Annotated in this window: 15 protein-coding genes; all 15 read right to left on the bottom strand. The window is 69.2% G+C overall.

All coding sequences use genetic code 11. The annotated features are described in order from the left end of the window. Window positions 1–122: 122 nt before the first annotated feature. The 15 genes from ABD260_RS32805 to ABD260_RS32735 all read right to left on the bottom strand — a co-directional run bounded on the left by ABD260_RS32805 (window position 123) and on the right by ABD260_RS32735 (window position 17,067). Window positions 123–1,262, bottom strand: a complete 1,140-nt coding sequence (locus ABD260_RS32805; RefSeq protein ID WP_344239955.1) for a glycosyltransferase — start codon at window positions 1,260–1,262, stop codon at window positions 123–125. Window positions 1,263–1,274: 12 nt separating this feature from the next. Then, entirely contained in the window at window positions 1,275–3,908 is a 2,634-nt protein-coding gene (locus tag ABD260_RS32800; RefSeq protein WP_344239953.1) for a glycosyltransferase family 4 protein, read from the bottom strand. Then, complete coding sequence (locus tag ABD260_RS32795) at window positions 3,905–5,206, bottom strand: nucleotide sugar dehydrogenase (RefSeq protein ID WP_344239951.1); 1,302 nt, start codon at window positions 5,204–5,206, stop codon at window positions 3,905–3,907. The genes ABD260_RS32800 and ABD260_RS32795 overlap by 4 nt, the downstream gene beginning before the upstream one ends. 25 nt (window positions 5,207–5,231) lie before the next feature. Continuing rightward, on the bottom strand, window positions 5,232–6,437 hold the full coding sequence (locus tag ABD260_RS32790; RefSeq protein ID WP_344239949.1) for an acyltransferase family protein: 1,206 nt from the start codon (window positions 6,435–6,437) through the stop codon (window positions 5,232–5,234). A 6-nt stretch (window positions 6,438–6,443) separates the two neighbouring features. Beyond that, complete coding sequence (wecB, locus tag ABD260_RS32785; protein WP_344239947.1) at window positions 6,444–7,496, bottom strand: non-hydrolyzing UDP-N-acetylglucosamine 2-epimerase; 1,053 nt, start codon at window positions 7,494–7,496, stop codon at window positions 6,444–6,446. Beyond that, a complete protein-coding gene (locus ABD260_RS32780; protein ID WP_344239945.1) occupies window positions 7,493–8,497 on the bottom strand; it encodes a Gfo/Idh/MocA family protein in 1,005 nt (334 codons plus the stop codon). Before ABD260_RS32780 ends, wecB begins: the two co-directional genes overlap by 4 nt. A gap of 2 nt (window positions 8,498–8,499) precedes the next feature. Continuing rightward, a complete protein-coding gene (locus ABD260_RS32775) occupies window positions 8,500–9,591 on the bottom strand; it encodes a DegT/DnrJ/EryC1/StrS family aminotransferase (protein WP_344239965.1) in 1,092 nt (363 codons plus the stop codon). After that, entirely contained in the window at window positions 9,588–10,199 is a 612-nt protein-coding gene (locus ABD260_RS32770; RefSeq protein WP_425553451.1) for an acyltransferase, read from the bottom strand. The genes ABD260_RS32775 and ABD260_RS32770 overlap by 4 nt, the downstream gene beginning before the upstream one ends. Beyond that, entirely contained in the window at window positions 10,196–11,389 is a 1,194-nt protein-coding gene (locus ABD260_RS32765) for a hypothetical protein (protein ID WP_344239943.1), read from the bottom strand. The genes ABD260_RS32770 and ABD260_RS32765 overlap by 4 nt, the downstream gene beginning before the upstream one ends. Continuing rightward, window positions 11,389–12,075 carry a hypothetical protein gene (locus ABD260_RS32760; RefSeq protein WP_344239941.1) on the bottom strand — a complete coding sequence of 229 codons (687 nt, stop codon included), beginning with the start codon at window positions 12,073–12,075 and terminating at the stop codon, window positions 11,389–11,391. Before ABD260_RS32760 ends, ABD260_RS32765 begins: the two co-directional genes overlap by 1 nt. Further along, a complete protein-coding gene (locus ABD260_RS32755; RefSeq protein ID WP_344239939.1) occupies window positions 12,072–13,394 on the bottom strand; it encodes a glycosyltransferase in 1,323 nt (440 codons plus the stop codon). The genes ABD260_RS32760 and ABD260_RS32755 overlap by 4 nt, the downstream gene beginning before the upstream one ends. Window positions 13,395–13,404: 10 nt before the next feature. Beyond that, complete coding sequence (locus tag ABD260_RS32750) at window positions 13,405–14,502, bottom strand: glycosyltransferase (RefSeq protein ID WP_344239937.1); 1,098 nt, start codon at window positions 14,500–14,502, stop codon at window positions 13,405–13,407. A gap of 3 nt (window positions 14,503–14,505) precedes the next feature. Beyond that, window positions 14,506–15,324 carry an ABC transporter ATP-binding protein gene (locus tag ABD260_RS32745; RefSeq protein WP_344239935.1) on the bottom strand — a complete coding sequence of 273 codons (819 nt, stop codon included), beginning with the start codon at window positions 15,322–15,324 and terminating at the stop codon, window positions 14,506–14,508. Next, window positions 15,311–16,177 (bottom strand): ABC transporter permease, encoded by an 867-nt coding sequence (locus tag ABD260_RS32740; RefSeq protein ID WP_344239933.1) that lies wholly within the window; start codon window positions 16,175–16,177, stop codon window positions 15,311–15,313. Before ABD260_RS32740 ends, ABD260_RS32745 begins: the two co-directional genes overlap by 14 nt. A gap of 557 nt (window positions 16,178–16,734) precedes the next feature. Then, window positions 16,735–17,067 (bottom strand): hypothetical protein, encoded by a 333-nt coding sequence (locus ABD260_RS32735; RefSeq protein ID WP_344239931.1) that lies wholly within the window; start codon window positions 17,065–17,067, stop codon window positions 16,735–16,737. Between the last annotated feature and the right edge of the window lie 94 nt (window positions 17,068–17,161).

Genomic DNA, 17,161 nt, shown 5'->3' with positions numbered 1-17,161 from the left:
CCCTCACGGCATAGGCTCCCTACCCAGCCAGTCCAACTTTCGGGGACCAGTTCACGTCACGGGGGTCGGCCCCTGAGAGGGCACGCTGGTCACAGGGGTCGGCCCCTGAGAGGGGTCGGTGGTCAGAGGTCGGAGTAGGCCGTGACGAGCGTGGAGGCGTCGTGTTCCCAGTTGAGTTCGGTGGCGGCGGTGCGGACGCCGTCGGTGTAGGTGGGGTAGTTCTCGATCACGCCGCGTACGGCCGCGGTGAGGGATTGCGGGTTGCCCGGTTCGTACAGCCCGCCGAGTTTGTAGTGCGTGACGACTGCTCGGAGCTCAGGCAGGTCCGCGGCGATCACCGGTACGCCGGCGCGGACCGCGTGGAACAGTTTGTTCGGCAGGGCCAGGCGGTGGTTTTCGCAGGTGTTCGTCAAGGTGACCAGCGAGATGCCGTACGTACGCAGCGTCTCGTCGACCTCCTCGATCGGGCGTTCCGCGACGGTCTCCACCGGGCCGAGGTCCAAGCGGTAGTTGGGATCGACCGAACCCATCAGCACGGTCCGGAAGGGCGCCAGCTGACGAGCGGCCGCGACCACGGTCGGCAGGTCGCGGCCCGCGCCGATCCGCCCGGCGTACAGCAGCCCTTCGGGCCGGTCCGGAGCCGCTGGTACGTCGTCCGCGCGCGGAAATGTGTTCCGGATGACGCGTACGTCCGCCAACCCACGCGAACGCAACCGCTCCGCGATCCCATCCGACACGGTGAACACGACCCGTGCCTTGGCGGCCAAGGACACCTCGTACCGCCGGCCGCGAGCGCGCCACAACGGCGTCGGCCGCCCCGGAAGGGCACGGTCGAACCAGAGTTCATGGCTGTCGTACACCAGTGCCGCCGACCACTTCGCGGCGTACTCCGCGGCGAGCTCCAGCGTGTTGAAGTCATGCGCATGCACCGCGTCGAACGGACCGGCCGCGGCCACTACCGGCGCCGCGGCGATCCGCCACTGCTTCTCGGTCCGGCTGCGGTGCTCCGGCAGCAACAACCACCGGCCGAACCGCTTGACCAGCACCTTCGGCCCGTTCCGGCCGTGCCCAACTGCCAGACCGCCACTCCCGGTCCGCAGACCGGACGACCGCGACACCGACTCGACCGTGACACCAGGCCCGACTGAGAACCCGTCAGGCACGTCGCGGCCGATCACGTGCAGCGTGTGACCGGCCGCCGCCAGCGCCGTCGCTTCCCGGAGGATGCGCGAGTCCCCGGCGATCGGGGACTGCGCGATCATCAGAATCCGCACTTACTCGCCGCCGGACCCGGACTCGTGGCGATCGAGCTCGTTGTTGAGGAACGGAAGCAACGTCTCCACCGACTTCCGCCCGTCGTGCAGGTCGCGGACGTACCCCGGTCCCGAGTCGGCGATCTTGCGGGCCGTGTCGCGCTCGGCGACCAGCCGCTCGATCACCTCCGCGAGGTCGTCCGGGGTCGCCTCGGCGATCGGCAGGTCGGTCGGGAGCAGGTCGCGGACCGGGTCCGCGATGTGCCCGACGGTGACCCGGCCGGCCGCCATCGCCTCACACGCGAAGACACCGTACGAACCGAGCAGCAGCTGATCCACCACGATGTCCGCGCTCTTCACCATCTCGGCCAGCTCCGAGTGCGGTACGCCCTGGACCCGGTTGTACTTGATCAGGCCCTTGGCATCCAGGTCGGTCAGCACCGGGTCGACGTACGCCGAGCCCTTGAGCGCGCTGGCCGACGGCGCATGCAGCACCACCGGCACCTCACGCTCGAGCACCGGCTGGGTCGACGCGAAGCTCTCGACATCGACGGCCAGCGGCAGCCAGTACCCGTTGTCGACGAACTCCAGCAGGTCCGGAGTGGTGACGAAGATCGGGCCCTCGTAGCCCTCCAGGTGCCGACGCATCAGGTTGTTCGCGGCCTGCAGACGCTCGGTCAGCTCGTCGTCCGGGTTGCGGAACGGCGAGAACTGGTACTGCCGGCGGTGCAGCTCCGGGTCGCGGATCTCGGACCCGTGGAACACCAGACCGTGCCGGATCCCGGCCTGGTCGAGCATCGGTACGTCGGTGGTCCACATCTGTCCGCGCTGCTGACCGAACATCGGCCGGCCAGCCTCGAACAGCACGTGCGTGACCTCGCGCAGGGCGTACGCCGTCAGCTCCAGCTGCCACCGCAGATCGGACCTGTACTGCCGGTAGGTGCCGGTGCGGTGTACGCGGAAGTCGAACGTGCCACTGCCCGTGGTCAGCGACTCCGCCTTGACACCAGGGACCTCACGCTCGAGAGCGGTCGCCCACAGCCACGCCTGACCCGCACTGTTGACCGGGCCGAGCAGCAGGTGCCGCCCGGTCTTGACGATCTTGCCGCCTGGACGGGTGATCTCGAGCTGACGCCCGGTCAGCTCCCCGTACAGCTGCCGCAGCTTGGCGGCCTGGCCGGACCAGGACACTTCCTCCTGATAGTCCGGGTGCGCAACCCGCTCGCGGTAGCTGTCCAGGTCGCCCAGCACGGTACGGACCTTGCTGGCCAGGTCATGCGCGTCATCCGCGACGAAGACCTCACCGATGCGGGTGTGGTCGACGAAGTCCTTCATGCTGGGCATGTCGCTGACCACCACGGGCAGTCCGGCGAACGCGTACTCGAACAGCTTGTTCGGCAGGGCCATCTCGTGGCTCGGGTAGCGCAGGATCGGGATCAGCCCGATGTCGGCGGTCCGCAGGAACGCGACCACCTCGTCCGGCTTCACCGGGTCCAGGCAGTGCAGACGGTCCTGCACCTCGAGCTCTACTGCCTGCGCCTGCAACTGGCGTACGGCGTCCGTCGCCACGCCCGGCACGCAGACGACAGCCAGATGTACCTCCGGCAGATCGACAAGCGCCTGCACCGCGGTGTGGATGCCGCGCGCCCGGGTGACCCCACCGCTGTAAACCAGCAGCGGTACGTCGGACGCGAGACCGATCCGGCTGCGAATGTCGGACACCTCGACCGACACGTCAGCAGGGTTCGGCGTGTTCATCACAACCGTCGGCTCGGTCCGCAGGTTGTGCTCCTTGCGCAGCCGGGTCGCGATCGCCGGGCTGACCGTGATGACTCGGTCTGCGGCACCGATGTACTCACGCTCGTGGTTCGCCCAGGCCGCGATCGAACGCCGGGTGCGGGCACCGTACTGCGAGAGGCCGGCGACGTACTCGTGCGCGTCGTAGACGACCTTCAGCGTCCGCCCGCGCAGCTTCGCGCGACCGGCGGCACGAGTGGCGACACCGATCACGTGCATGTCGTGGGCGTGCACGACGTCCGGCTCGAGCCGGTCGATCAGATCACCGAACGCGATCTCCAGGTCCAGCGCCTCCGGGTGCAGCTTCCGCCACGGCGCCGGCCACGGCAGCCGGTGCAGCACCCCGTCGTACGCCCGCCAGCCGAACTTGAACGGGCTGTCCGCCTTGTTCCCGACGCCCTTGCGGACCCAGGTGGCCCGCTCGGCGGCCTGCCAGCGGGCCCGGCGCAGCAGCCGGGTGGCGACCCCGAGCTTGAACTTGACCGGATTGCCCTGACCGCTCTTGGCGCGCGCGATCGCGTGCCCGGAGTCGGCCTTCAGCTCCTTGAGCTCGGCCTTGACCCGCTGACTGCGGGCCACATAGGTCGAGCGGTACTTGTAACCCACCATCGGCGGCCGCCAGTCGCGGCGTGCCGTCCGCCTTCGTTTCCGCTCCTCACGCAGTGCGAAGGGCACCGCCACCCGGACGATCAGCGCACCGTCGAGCATCTCCCTCGACGGGAGGCCGCTGGCCGAGACCCCGAGCACAGTCACCTCTGCTCCGGTCTCGGCCAAAGCCGCGGCCTCTTTGCGGACCCTACTGTCGTTGGTGACGTCGTTTGCGACCATCATCACGACCCGCAGGTCGGCAGCTGTCACTGGCTGACCGACCTTCCGATCACAATCCGCCGCACGCCGGCCCACTTGGCCGGGTCGGTGCGGTCCCGCCCGTCGACGAGCACCTGGACGCCCGGCAGGTCCGCCGGGGTCAGCTGTGCGTAGTCCGCGTGGTCGGCCTGCAGCACCGCCGCGTCCACCGGCGATCCCAGCGTGTACGGCGCGAAGCCGAGCCCCTGGAGCTCCTCGTCGGTGTACATCGGGTCGTGCACGAACACCTCGGCGCCGCGCGCCTTGAGCGCCTCGACCGCCGGGAACACCCCGGAGAACGCCGTCTCCTTCACCCCACCACGGTACGACGCGCCGAGTACCACCACCTTGGCGTCCTTCAGCTCGCCGAACGCGCCCTCGAGCAGGCCGATGGTGTAGTCCGGCATGCCGGCGTTCGCCTCACGGGCGGCGCGGACGACGGTCGCGTCCGGGTCGGTGTAGAGGTACAGCCGCGGGTACACCGGGATGCAGTGCCCGCCGACCGCGATCCCGGGCCGGTGGATGTGGCTGTACGGCTGCGAGTTCGACGCCTCGATCACGGCGTGTACGTCGATGCCGTTCTGTCCCGCGAACCGGGCGAACTGGTTCGCCAGGCCGATGTTGACGTCACGGTAGGTGGTCTCGGCCAGCTTCGCCAGCTCGGCCGCCTCGGCCGATCCGAGGTCCCAGACGCCGTTCGCGCGGTCCAGGTCCGGGCGCTCGTCGAAGTCCAGCACCGCCTCGTAGAACGCGGTGGCGCGCTTGGCGCCTTCCTCGGACAGGCCGCCGACCAGCTTCGGGTACTTCCGCAGGTCCGCGAACACGCGGCCGGTGAGCACCCGCTCCGGCGAGAACACCAGGTGGAAGTCCGTACCCTCGGTCAGGCCGGAGATCTCCTCGATCATCGGCTTCCACCGGCTCCGGGTGGTACCGACCGGCAGGGTGGTCTCGTAGCTGACCAGGGTGCCGGGGCTCAGGTGCTCGGCCAGGGAACGGGTCGCGTTCTCCATCCAGCCGAACTCGGGCTGACCGGTCTTCTCGTCCACGAACAGCGGCACGACCACGACGACCGCGTCGCTGTTCGGGATGGCGTCCGCGTAGTCCGTGGTCGCCCGCAGGCGGCCGTCGGCCACGGTCTCGGACAGCAGTTCCTGCAGGTGGGCCTCACCCGGGAACGGCTCCTGGCCGGAGTTGACCAGCTCGACGAACTTCTCGTTGATGTCGACACCGACGACCTGATGGCCCTTGGCGGCGAACTGGACCGCCAACGGCAGTCCGATCTTGCCTAAGGCAACAACACTGACACGCACAGCAACTCCACTAGGTAGTGATTCTTCATCGGGGGCCTCGGAGCTTCCGTTCCAGCGGATGCTCGACGAACCGGTAGAGCAGCCACGAGGCGAAGATCGAGACGGCAAGCACGCCGGCGTACCAGGTCAGGTTCGCCCAGCCGATCGGGCCGGCCACACCGTGGTACTCCTTGATCGCGTACAGGATGGTGGCGTGCACCAGGTAGAACGCGTACGACCACTGGCCGAGCTTGACCAGTGGGGTGCTGCGCAGCAGTGACCGGCCGCCGCGGATGTCGCGGGCCGCCACCGCGAAGATCAGGAAGCCGTACAGCAGGGTCAGGACTTCCTTCTGGCACAGGCCCATGCTGACCGCGCCCGGAATCTCGGTCGGGTGCGCACCGGAGTACCAGAGCAGGTACAGGCCGCCGCCGGTGACCAGGAACGCGAACCAGACCGGGATCTGCGGCCGCCAGCCGGACCGGAGCGCGATCGCCAGCCCGATCCCGAACAGGAACGCCACCGAGTGCAGCACCGGTTGCGGCAGCACCGGCACCTCGGTCTTGTAGTGGAACAGCGCCAGCCGGTACGCGCAGCCGAGCACGAACACGGTGGCGCAGATGATCAGTCCGCCGGCCACCTTCAGCTTCCGGGTGGCGCGCCAGACGAACGGGAAGTACGCGTAGAAGAACGCTTCGACCGACAGCGTCCAGCCGGCCGGGTTACCGCCGTACAGGATGGCCGGGTTGTTCGACCAGCCGTGCAGCAGCAGCGCGGACAGCACCAGCACCGTCATCGAGACCGGCTTGATCCAGGGCATCCCCGCCGGCGGCTCGACCCGGTAGAAGACGAAGAACGCCGCCACCAGGGTCAGGAAGTACAGCGGGAAGATCCGGGCGAACCGGCGCCGGTAGAACGTCCGGATCTTCGTCCCCGGCTGTGCCGACCAGGTCAGCACGAAGCCGGAGAGGACGAAGAAGAACGTGACGCCGGAGGTGCCGTACTTCAGGAAGTCGAAGATCGGCAGCGGCGCCAGCTGCGTCATGTGGTGGCAGAACACGAAGAAGGCCGCCCACCAGCGCAATCCGGTGAGCGACTCGACTCGTGGCAACCTCCCGCCGCGGCCCGGCGGGCCGGTGTCCCCGACCGCGGTACTGACAGGCGCGCCGGCAGGCGGGGTCGTCCCGACACCGGCCGACCCGGGGGCTTCCTGGGTCGGCGGCGTCTGGTTCTCTTCGGCGGCCTTCGTCATGTAGGTCTACTCCGCGAGAGTGGCAACGACACGCTCGGCAGCGTGGCCGTCGCCGTAGGGCATCGGGCGTTCCCCCGTAGGAACCGGCCTGGCGGCCAACTCCGGCAGCTTACTCACGTCGGATGTCAGGACGTTCCACTCGTTGTCCAACGTCTCGACCCATTCGGTCTCGGTCCGCAGTGTGGTACACACGCGGCCGAGCAGGAAGGCCTCCTTCTGCAGGCCCCCGGAGTCCGTCACCACCCCGGCCGAGCCGAGCACGGCCGCGACCATCTCCGGGTACGCCAGCGGCTCGCGGACGTGCAGCGAACCGTCCGGACGCTCCAGCTTGATGCCGTGCTCCGCGCACTTCGCGACCAGCCGCGGGTGCGCCAGCAGCAGCACCGGCGCGCCGGCCGCGGCCAGGCCGTCGACGATCGCGGCCAGCCGGGCCGGGTCGTCGGTGTTCTCGGCCCGGTGGATGGTGGAGACGACGTACTCACCCTGCTTGAACGGCAGGTCGAGCGGCTGATCCTTGACCGCGTCGCGGACCCGGAAGCAGACATCCGTCATCACGTCGCCGACCAGCCGCGACTTGTCCTTCAGGCCCTCGTTCGCCAGGTGGTCCATCGCCACCTGGGTGGGCGCGAGCAGAAGGTCGGCCGCGTGGTCGGTGAGGACCCGGTTGTGCTCCTCCGGCATCAGCCGGTTGAAGGACCGCAGGCCGGCCTCCAGGTGCGCGACCGGCAGGTGCATCTTCACCGCGGACAACGTGCCGGCCAGGGTGGAGTTGGTGTCGCCGTAGACGAGCACCCAGTCCGGCTTGTGCTCGTCCAGGACGGCGTCCATCGCGGCCAGCATCGCGCCGGTCTGGACACCGTGGCTCCCGGACCCGACGCCCAGGTGGACGTCCGGCGCCGGGATCCGCAGGTCGGCGAAGAACACGTCGGACATGTTCTTGTCGTAGTGCTGCCCGGTGTGCACGATCACGTGCTGGTGCTCGGTCGCGGCGAACGCCTCCGCGACCGGCGCCAGCTTCACGAACTGCGGGCGCGCACCGACGACGCTGAGCACCTTCACTGGTGCGTCTCCCCGGCGACCGGCACCGTACGCGCCTCGGCGGCGGACTGGAGCACAGCCTCGGCGACCTTGACGGTGGCCAGACCCTGCTGCAGCGTGACGATGTCCGCCTCCTTGCCGAGCACCGCGTCCCGGAACGCCTCGTGCTCGGTCCGCAGCGGCTCCGGCTTGCTGATCGCGTACCGGATCATGTCACCCTCGCTGACCCCACGGAAGTGCGCGACGTCGTCCCACGCGGTCGCGACCGTGCCGTTGGAGTGGAAGGTCAGGTCGGCGAGCAGCGTGTCGGCGATGAAGGCGCCCTTCTCACCGGTGACGACGGTGAGCCGCTCCTTCATCGGGGACAGCCAGTTGACCAGGTGGCTGGTGACGGTACCGTCGGCCAGCTTGCCGGTCACCGCGATCAGGTCCTCGTACTGACGGCCGGACTTGTGCGCGCTCTGCGCGGCCACCGAGACGAACGGCGACTGCGTCACCCAGGCGGTCAGGTCGATGTCGTGGGTGGCCAGGTCGAGCACCACGCCGACGTCGGCGATCCGGGCCGGGAACGGGCCCTGGCGGCGGGTGGTGATCTGGTAGATGTCGCCCAGCTCACCGGCCTCCAGCCGGGTCCGCAGCGCCTGCAGCGCCGGGTTGTACCGCTCGATGTGACCGACCGCGCCGACCAGGCCGGCCGCCTCGAACGCCTTCGCGATCTCGGTCGCCTCGGCCGACGAACCGGCCAGCGGCTTCTCGATCATCGCGTGCACGCCGGCCTCGGCCAGCGCCTTCGCGGTCTCGGCGTGGTACTGGGTCGGCACCGCGACCATGCAGTAGTCGAGCTTCTCGGCGATCAGCTGCTCGATCGTCTCGTGCACCGGCCGGCCACCGGCCACGCCGAACTTGTCACCACCCGGGTCGGCGACCGCGACCAGGTCGACGCCCTCGAGGGACGCCAGCACCCGGGCGTGGTGCCGGCCCATCATGCCCAGGCCGATCAGGCCCGCACGCAGGTTCGTCATGCTCACGCACCCGCCTTCGCCACGGTGTTCACCGCGGCCACGATCCGGTTCAGGTCGTCCTCGGACAGCGAGGGGTGGACCGGCAGCGAGAGCACCTCGGCCGCGGCCTTCTCGGTCTCCGGCAGGTCCAGCTCACGCTGGAAGGACGGGAGCCGGTGGTTCGGGATCGGGTAGTACACGCCGCAGCCGACGCCGTACTCGGTCCGGAGCGCGTTCGCGAAGCCGTCCCGGTCCTCGGTCACCCGGATCGTGTACTGGTGGTAGACGTGCGACGCCTCTGCGGCCACGGCCGGGACGCCGACACCGGCCAGGTTCGCGTCCAGGAAGGCCGCGTTCTCCTGCCGCTGCTTGGTCCAGCCGCCGACCTTGGTCAGCTGCACGCGGCCGATCGCGGCGTGCAGGTCGGTCATCCGGTTGTTCAGGCCGACGACCTCGTTCTCGTACTGCTTGAGCATGCCCTGGTTGCGGAACAACCGCATCCGGCGCTCGAGGTCCGCGTTCGACACCGAGTTCATGCCGCCCTCGCCGGACGTCATGTTCTTGGTCGGGTACAGGCTGAACATCGCGAACTCGCCGAAGGTACCGACCGGGGCACCGTTCCAGGTCGCGCCGTGCGCCTGCGCGGCGTCCTCGTAGATCTGGATGCCGTGCTTGTCGGCGATCTCCTGCAGCGCGGTCATGTTCGCCGGGTGACCGAACAGGTGCACCGGCATGACGGCCTTGGTCTTCTCGGTGATCGCCGCCTCGACCGCCTTCGGGTCCAGGCAGAAGTACGTCGGCTCGATGTCGACGAACACCGGGGTGGCGCCGGTCAGCGCGACGCTGTTCGCGGTCGCGGCGAAGGTGAAGGACGGGACGATCACCTCGTCACCCGGGCCGACACCGGCGGCCAGCAGGCCGAGGTGCAGACCGGACGTTCCCGAGTTGGTCGCGACGCAGGCTCGGCCGGAGACCAGCGCTGCGCCGAACTCCTGCTCGAACGCCGCCACCTCGGGGCCCTGGGCCAGCATGCCGGACTGCATCACCCGGTCGACGGCTTCGCGCTCCTCCTTCCCGATGATCGGCTTCGCGGCCGGAATCGGCTGCACCATCAGTTCTCCTCCGTTGATTCACCGGCCGGCCGCAGCCGTCCGTCGGTTTCGATGTACATCTCGCCCGTGTTCGGGCACTTCCACTCGCCGTCACCGACGGCGAGCAGTGGAACTCCGGCCTTGCCGACCCACTTCAGCCGCCGGGCCGGAACCCCGGCCACCAGCGCGAAGTCCGGCACGTCCTTGGTCACCACCGCGCCGGCGGCGACAGTCGCCCAGCGGCCGATGGTGACCGGAGCCACGCACACGCTGCGCGCACCGAGCGAGCAGCCTTCCTTCATCGTCACCCCGACCGGTTCCCAGTCGTGCCCGCTCTTCGGCGAACCGTCCGGGTTCACCGCGCGCGGGAAGTAGTCGTTGGTGAGCACCACCGCCGGGCCGATGAACACGCCGTCCTCGAGGGACGCCGGCTCGTACACCAGGGCGTAGTTCTGGATCTTGCAGTTGTCGCCCATCCGCACCCCGGTGCCGACGTACGCGCCGCGGCCGATGATGCAGTTCTCGCCGAGAACCGCGTTCTCACGGATCTGGGCCAGGTGCCAGACCGACGAACCGGCGCCGATCCGGGCGCTCTCGTCGACGTCGGCGGATGGCGCGATGCGGGCCGTCACAGGGTCTCCTTCGAAATCAGCCAGGTTCTCAATGCTTCGGCCGAGCGGCGTCCGTCGTGCAGCTCGGCCACGAAACCGGGGCCGGCGGCTGCCCGCTCGGCGGCGGCCTCGCGATCGGCGATCAGACCGGTGACGACCTCACCCAGGGTGCCGGGATCCGCCTCGACGATCGGTACCTCTCGCCCAGTCAGACTACGCACCTTCCCGCGCACGGCGTCACCGACGTACGAAACCACGATCCGCCCGGCCGCCAGTGCCTCCGCGGCCGCCACGCCGTACAGGCCGATCCGGAGTTGATCGACGACGAGGTCGGCGGCGCCGATCACGGCCGGCATGTCCTGGTGCTGGACGCCGGTGATCCGCCGGTACTCGACCAGGCCCCGCTCGTGCAGGCCGGTCAGGACGGCGTCGATCTCCTCGGTGCCCTTGAGCTTCGCGTTCGACGGCACGTGCACGACGACCGGTTTGCCCGTACTGAACAACGGCCGGGCGGCTTGCTGCCACGGAGCCGGGTCGATCGCGACCGGGAGCCAGGTCGCGTCCGGTACGTCCTCGAGCAGGTCGACGGTGGAAACGAAGACCGGCAGGCCGAGCGACTCGACCAGCTCGGCGTGTCGGCGGGCCTGTGTCTCGAGCCGGTCGGTCAGCTCGTCGCCCGGAGTGAACGGTGACCACTGCTCGCGCTTCGCGTGCCGGCTGGGCAGACGGATGTCGGAGCCGTGGAAGGCGAGCGCGACGTTGATGCCGCGGTCGCGCATCGCCGCGATGTCCGGGCCCGCGTCCGGGTAGCCGCGGGCGCCGAACAGCGGGCGCAGCGACTCGACCAGCACATGCGTGTAGTTCGTCAGAATGTGTTGCTGCTGGGCGCGCTGCCAGCGCGATTGCCCGAACCACGCCAGCGGTACGCCGTAGTCCTCGGCGAACTGGAAACGGCCCTTGCGGTGCAGGGCGAACGAGACGGCGTCGACGTCCGGCAGGGTCCCGGCGGCTTGCGCCCAGGCGTGCCCCTGCCCCGCGGAGTTGGTCGGGCCGGCCAGCATCCGCACCGGCGTCGTCGCGGCCGACGGGAAGGCCGGCAGCTGCGCGTACGAGTACCGCAGCCCGCGCAGCCGCCGCCGGACCGCACCGGCGGTGCGGGCGAGCGGCGCGGGCAGGTGCTCGCGGATCGTCATCGCCGTCGTGTCACCCATTACCTGCCGGAACCCTCGGCGCTCGCCGCGAGCTTCAGCTGGTCGAACTCCCGCCGCGCGGCCGGCAGACCGAGCACCACCGGGGTACTCGCCTTCCGCTGCCCGAGGTTCCAGCCCGCCCAGATCGCACCGGCGTCCAGCGCCACGACCACGTCCGCACGGTCGATCGTCGTGAGCACGTCCCGCCGGCTCAGCACGCGTTCCCAGTAGGTCTTGCCGAGATCGTTCGACGCCCGCTGTCCGCGCAGGAACTTCACCGGCGCCGAGGTCTTGATGGCCTTGGGCACAACCCGCCCCGCCACCTTCTTGGCTCGCCGGGCGCGCCACTCCACGGCCTTCACAACCCGCTTGGCCCCGGTCGGCCGGGGCTTGGGCGCCGCAGCAGGCGCCGGCTTGGCAGCAGCCGGAGCAGCCGGGGCTTGAGCTTCTTCGGCCTTTTCCTCGGCGGGAGCCGCCGGCGTGGCAGCTGCCTCCGCCGCCGCATCCTCGACAACCTCGACCGGCTCGGCAGGCATCCGGCCGGGACCGATCAGCGTGAAACTGTTGACCTTGTCGGCCACCCACGCGGACGGGGCGACCCACCCCACCACGTCGATGGTGATGTTCTGATCGCCCAGGTCCTCCCGGACCTGGTCGAAGTACGTCGGCGGCAGCCGCCGCGTGGACAGCAGGACGACCGTGCTCACGCCGCCACCCCCGCCACCGACGCAGCCAGCGAGGTGATCCGCGGATCCAGCTGCAGATCCCGCCGGTACGAGGCGCCGAACTCCCGCGCCTTCGCCCGAATCCCTTCGTCCGCCGTACGCGCCGCATGCGCCGCCTCGATCAGCGCCGCCGCGATCGCCTCCGGCGTCACGTCCGCGACCGGGAACCACAGCGGATGCCCGCGCAGTACGTCGGACGCCGCGTTCTCCGGGTCGTGCACCGACACCACCGGAAGCCCGGTCGCCAGGTACTCGAACACCTTCCCGCTGGTCACGTACCGTCCCTTGCCGAGCATCAGCAGCTGCGCGTCGAACTCGTCGTACGCCTTGGCGATCTCCGCCTTGCCGACCGGTCCCTCGTACGACACCCCGGCCTCGGCCGCACTGTTGATCGTCGCGAGCATGTCGGCCCGCGGCTGCGCGTAGTACCCGAGGTAGCCGTGGATCTTCGCCTTCGCGCCGGCCAGCTCCTCGGACTGTTCCTTGGCCAGCTTCCAGCCTTCGACGAAGTCCGCGAGCGGCACCTTCGGCGACACCGTGCCGACATACCCGAAGACCAGCGGGCGGCCGGTGACCGGGCCGCGGTCGTGGGTGTCCGGCACCAGATCCGGGTCGAAGCCGTTCGAGACCGTGTGCATCTTGCCGGCCTGGGCCGGGTAGAGCTTCTCGTGCCACTCCTTGATCGGGTCGTTCACGAACCAGACCTCGCGAGCGGACTCGACCAGCTTCTTCTCCCAGCGCGCGGCCCGGCTGTTCGGCTCGTGCAGCCGGTCACCGGTGAAGACATCCAGCAGCCACGCGTCGCGGTAGTCCATCACGTACGGCACCTGGAACTTCTTGTGCAGGTGGTAGGCGGCGGTGAACGCGACATGCGGGTTCGCGGTGGCGACGGTCAGGTCGACCTTGTCCGCCTGGTGGATGCGCTCGGCGGCCTTCTCGATCACCGACCGCCACGGGCCGTACCCGCTCTCCGGGAACGGGATCTGGTCCTGCTTGGTCCGCCACTTGCTCCAGACCTTCGGGTTCTGCGCGCGGCGCTTGGACCACTTGCGCAGGTCGGCTTCCAGGATCGGCCACTCGAACGGGACCCGGACCACCTCGACGGACGGGTCGACCCGCTCCTCGAGGGTCAGGTCCGCGCCGGTGAAACGGAAGAAGGTGTCGCGGTCGGCCGTCAGCACTGTCACCTTCCAGCCGAGCGCGGCGAACCGGTTGGCGGTGGCCAGGGCCCGGTACACACCACCACCCCGGCAGGGCGGGAAGCCCCAGGCGACGTACAGCAGGTGTGGGCGGTCGGTCATGCCCGTCCTCTCATCGAGATGAGCCTCTTAGCAGGTTGAGAATCGCGTCGGCCAGGTCGTCGTAGGGCGTGTTCTTGGCCAGATGGTCGGTCGCCCATTGCAGCGCGTGGTCGCGCAGCTTCTCCAGCTCGCCGGGATCGGCGGACCAGCGCCGCAGTATGCCGGATGCCTCGGCCACCGAGTCCACCAGGACTCCGCCACCGGACTCCTCGATCACCCGGGTCTGCCGGGGCAGCCGGGTGGACAGCACGGGAAGCCCGCTGGCGAGGTACTCGTAGATCTTGGACGGCATCGCTTCCACGAACGCCGGCGTGGGTTGCAGCATGGCCAGGCTGGCCCAGGCGCCATGCGCGATCCGCCAGGCATCGGCCGGTGGCTGCCGCCCGTGCAGCCGGACCCGGCCGGCCAGCTCGGGCTCGGCGATCCGGTCCTCCAGCTGGTCCCGGTCCGCTTGCGCGACCGGGCCGACCAGGTCGAGCGACCAATCCGGCGCTCCGGCAACGGTTTCGACCATGTCGAACAGTCCACGGCTGGTACGCAGATCCCCGACGTACACGGCGCGTGGTGTGCCGGTCGGCGGGGACGGGGCGAGAAAACCGAGGTCTGGAAGGTTCTGTACGACCAGCCGGTGCTTGGCCTGATGTGGCGCCAGATGTGAATCGGCGACCACGGTCAGGTCGGCGCCGGCGGCCAGCTTGGAGCCGGCCCGGACGATCAGCCGGGCCGGAAGACCGGCCGGACCCTGCGCCCAGGCGCGATCGGCGAGCAGCCGCTCGTAGTCCTCATGGACGTCGACGACGAGCTTGCGGCGCCGGATCGTGGTGACCAGGCGGGTGATCGGGATCATGTCCGGGTCGACCGTCATCACCACCTTGGCCTTGGTCCGCCACGGCAGCACGGCGGTCCGGGCCAGCCGCCGCACCAGCGTGCCGCGCGGCCGGGCGTGCACGACCGCGCCGGCCGGACCGCCCGCGGCGTCACCGAGGCCCCACAGCTCGACCCGGAGGTCGTGGTTCCGCAGGGCCGCGGTGATCTTGTGCAGGCGCGCGTCGGCGACGTCGTGACCGGTCGTGATGATCCCCACGTCCGGCGCCGTGCTGCGTGACATTGGTCAGAGGTCCTCGAGTGAGACGGATTCCGCTTCGCCGACCTGCAGGAACTTCGTGTACGCCTGGATGACCTCGTTCGGCTCGCCGCGCATCATCAGCTCGCCCTTGTGCAGCCAGATGCAGTCGTTGCACAGCTCGCGGACACTGCTCATCGCGTGGCTGACCAGGAACATCGTCCGGCTGTTGCTGACCAGCTCGTTCATCTTGGCCGCGGCCTTGGTCTTGAACGACGCGTCACCGGCCGACAGCGCCTCGTCGATCAGGAGAATGTCCGGATCCATGTGCACCGCGACCGAGAACGCCAGCCGGCTGAACATGCCGGACGAGTACGTCCGCATCGGCATCTCCATGAAGTCGCCGAGCTCCGCGAAGTCGGCGATCTCCTCGTACCGGGCCTCGATCTCCTTGCGGCTCATGCCGGAGGCGAGGCCGCCGAGGACGACGTTCTCCTTGCCGGACAGGGCCGCATTGAAGCCGACGCCGAGGGCCAGCAGGGTGGACACCCGGCCGTGCACCTCGATCCGGCCGGAGGTCGGCGGCAGGATGCCGGCCACCGAACGCATCAGCGTCGACTTGCCGGCCCCGTTCGCACCGATGATGCCGATGGTGGTGCCGTGATCGACGTCGAAGGACACGTTCTGGACGGCCTTGACCTCGCGGATCGCACGCTCGCCGCGGCCGAGCCGGACGATCGCGCTCTTGAACGTCGGCACCCGCTCGAACGTGGTCCGGTAGGTGATGGAGACGTCCTGGACCTTGACGGCCGGAATCCCGGACCTGGTCTTCTGCATCGGCTTCTTCTCGGTCTCAGAGACGGACAACGAACTCACGCTCCCTCGACATGAAGAACAACGAGCCGACCACGAAAGCCACCAGCGCCCAGATGCCGGCACCGGCCCACATCTGCCACTTCGGGATCTCGCCGCGGACCAGCAGGTCGGTCCAGCCCCCGATCAACGGGTAGAGCGGGTTGTACTGGATGAAGCCCTTGAACTTCGCCGGGGCCTGCTCCGCGAACCACAGCACCGGCGACATGTACAGCCAGATCCGGACGAAGTACGGCAGGAAGCTGGTGGTGTCCCGGAAGTACACCTGCAGGGCCGCGAAGACCATGCCCATGCCGGCCGCGAAGACCGTCAGCATGATCAGGAAGACCGGCGCCAGCAGCATCGGCCAGCGCAGCTTCTGTCCCATCAGCAGGTGGATGATCAGGTACACGACGAGGGTCGGCAGGAAGCGGAAGAACGCCGTCCGGACCGCGGACAGCGGGAGCAGCATCCGCGGGAACGACATGTTCATCAGCAGCTTGCCGCCGCCGACCACACTGGCCGCACCGGTCGTCATCGCACCGGAGAAGTAGTAAAAGGCGAAGAGACCGCCGCACATGTGTGCGAACCGCTCGCCGGCGTCGATCTTCGACCCACCACCGGCGATGATGTCGACCAGCAGGTAATAGACCAAAGCCAGCAGCAGTGGGTTCAGCACCAGCCACACCTGGCCGAAGAAGGTGTTCGTGTGCGCGCCCCGGATGTTGGTCCGGGACATCTCCGCCGCGAACTCCCGTCGCTGCCACAACGCCTTGAAGTACGGGCGCAGCGCGGGCAGGCCGACCTTGTGCGGTTCGTACACGTGCACCGACGGGTTGAACTCCTCGTCGACGCTAGTCGCGTTCATTCAGGCGATGCCTCTCTCTGCCGGAAAGTAAGGTCCACGATGACCGACTCACCTGGGTTTCGGCGGATGCCGCCCGGGGTAACGGCGTGCCACGCAGACCGGGAAGCAGAGTAGCGGATCGGCTCGTACGCCGACGACACAGCGGTCCTCCTTAGTGAGCAACGACGTACAGACGGCTACCAAACGTCGTACCCCGCTGCGTCCACAACACCTGCGTCGTCCTTCGCCGATCGTTATCCGGAATATACATTTGACAGCCAGCGACGGCCAAAACGCCTTCCAGCTAGGGCTTGTCTCCCAGTTCCACGCCGTAGCGAGGAGGTGCTCGGTGCGGTAGCTCGGTGCGCGGGAGGGGAGGCCTCGATGTGGTTTCATCGTGGCCTTTCCTCCCGTGCGGCGAGGTGCCGTGCCGAGCGCCCCGCAGTAGGCGCGGAACTGGGAGACAAGTCCTGAGTCAAATCGCCGTCAAGTCATACGTACGACGCTACTCGCCGGGGTGAAGTTGACGTGACCTGCCGCACCGGGGCGCGGACGGCGCCGCCTGGGTGTGACGGGAGTTACCGGTGGGACCCCAGGGGGTGCGTCCTGGCCGGGGCGCGCCGGGCGGCGGACGTGACACGCAACATCACATCCGCGCTCCCCATGGACAGCCTCACCATCCACGGAGCACCGTTCGGCACCTCCTGGGGTTCACCGTCGATCCGGGAACGGCGTCCGCGCTGGGCGGGTACGGACGCGCCGCGCACCGGATCGGTCGGCACGATGACCAGGGCGGCGGTCATCGCGCGGAGGCCGGCAACGGACAGCGCACAACGGGATCCCTGCAAAGACGCCCGCGCGCTGGGGACGGCGCCGGCGCGTTCGGCGGCACGGGGCTTGACCGGTCGCATCGGGCGCTCCTCCTCACGGCCTCACGATGAGAGAGATGCCACAGTTTGTACACCCTCCGGCACGGTGGGTGATGGCACTGAAGTGCGAGGGCAC

The sequence above is a fragment of the Kribbella hippodromi genome, from assembly GCF_039531045.1.
Taxonomy (GTDB): Bacteria; Actinomycetota; Actinomycetes; order Propionibacteriales; family Kribbellaceae; genus Kribbella; species Kribbella hippodromi.
Note: the sequence above shows the minus strand (reverse complement) of the source record. Positions and strands in the feature narration are given on the sequence as shown.

What these genes read in the sequence shown, in the direction of transcription:
- ABD260_RS32780 (WP_344239945.1), bottom strand. Translation starts at nt 8,497, where the DNA reads ATGACGAACCTGCGTGCGGGCCTGATCGGCCTGGGCATGATGGGCCGG.
- ABD260_RS32735 (WP_344239931.1), bottom strand. Translation starts at nt 17,067, where the DNA reads ATGCGACCGGTCAAGCCCCGTGCCGCCGAACGCGCCGGCGCCGTCCCC.
- ABD260_RS32765 (WP_344239943.1), bottom strand. Translation starts at nt 11,389, where the DNA reads ATGGGTGACACGACGGCGATGACGATCCGCGAGCACCTGCCCGCGCCG.
- ABD260_RS32790 (WP_344239949.1), bottom strand. Translation starts at nt 6,437, where the DNA reads ATGACGAAGGCCGCCGAAGAGAACCAGACGCCGCCGACCCAGGAAGCC.
- ABD260_RS32755 (WP_344239939.1), bottom strand. Translation starts at nt 13,394, where the DNA reads ATGACCGACCGCCCACACCTGCTGTACGTCGCCTGGGGCTTCCCGCCC.
- ABD260_RS32740 (WP_344239933.1), bottom strand. Translation starts at nt 16,177, where the DNA reads ATGAACGCGACTAGCGTCGACGAGGAGTTCAACCCGTCGGTGCACGTG.
- ABD260_RS32805 (WP_344239955.1), bottom strand. Translation starts at nt 1,262, where the DNA reads ATGATCGCGCAGTCCCCGATCGCCGGGGACTCGCGCATCCTCCGGGAA.
- ABD260_RS32750 (WP_344239937.1), bottom strand. Translation starts at nt 14,502, where the DNA reads ATGTCACGCAGCACGGCGCCGGACGTGGGGATCATCACGACCGGTCAC.